Below are 855 nucleotides of genomic sequence, written 5' to 3'. Positions count from 1 at the left end.
ACCCGGCCGGGCTCGCACTCCCGCGAGGACTGCACCTGCACCCCCTCCCGCACGGTCCCGCCCTCGGCCTCGAACGTCCCGTAGCAGATCCGGGTGCTGCTGCGCCCCCGGCACACCTCCTCGTGCGTCACCGTCACCCGCCCGGCCTCCCCGGACCACCCGTAGGCGGCCCCGAGCGCCCGCTCCGCCGGTCTCCGCCGCCCCCGTCTCCGCCGCGGGCGGCACCGGCCCCTACGACGCCGAGTACACCACCGACCGGCGCCTGCGCGACCACACGGTCTACCGCCCCGTCGACCTGCCCACCGGCGAGTCACTGCCCATCGTGGTGTGGGGCAACGGCGCCTGCCGCGCCGACGGCACCTGGTTCCGGAACATCCTCACCGAGTTCGCCTCCCACGGCTTCCTCGTCATCGCCAACGGCCGCCCCGGCGGCATCGGACGCACCGACCCGGAGATGCTCACCGAGGCCATCGACTGGGCCGTCGCCGAGAACAGCCGCCTCCTCAGCGAGTACCGGGGGCACATCGACACCGGCAGGATCGCCGTCATGGGCCAGTCCTGCGGCGGACTGGAGACCTACGAGGTCGCCGACGACCCCCGTACCACCACCACCGTGCTCTGGAACAGCGGCCTGCTGACCGACCGCGACGACGACCTCCTCGACGACCTGCACGCACCCGTCGCCTACTTCACCGGCGGCCCGAGCGACATCGCCCACCCCAACGCCCTGGACGACTACTCCAAGCTCCCCGCCGGGCTGCCCGCCTTCATCGGCCACCTGGACGTCGGACACTACGGCACCTTCGCCGAGCCCAACGGCGGCGAGTACGGCAGGGTCGGCACAGCCTGACTGCG

1 pseudogene is annotated in these 855 nt (G+C 73.2%); it reads left to right on the top strand.

What is annotated here, in order from left to right:
* Nucleotides 1-205: 205 nt before the first annotated feature.
* Nucleotides 206-847 (top strand): annotated as a pseudogene (locus tag ACJOT3_RS34630) (poly(ethylene terephthalate) hydrolase family protein); the annotation flags it as partial.
* Between the last annotated feature and the right edge of the window lie 8 nt (nt 848-855).

This window comes from Nocardiopsis protaetiae (assembly GCF_045446735.1).
Lineage (GTDB): Bacteria > Actinomycetota > Actinomycetes > Streptosporangiales > Streptosporangiaceae > Nocardiopsis > Nocardiopsis protaetiae.
Note: the sequence above shows the minus strand (reverse complement) of the source record. Positions and strands in the feature narration are given on the sequence as shown.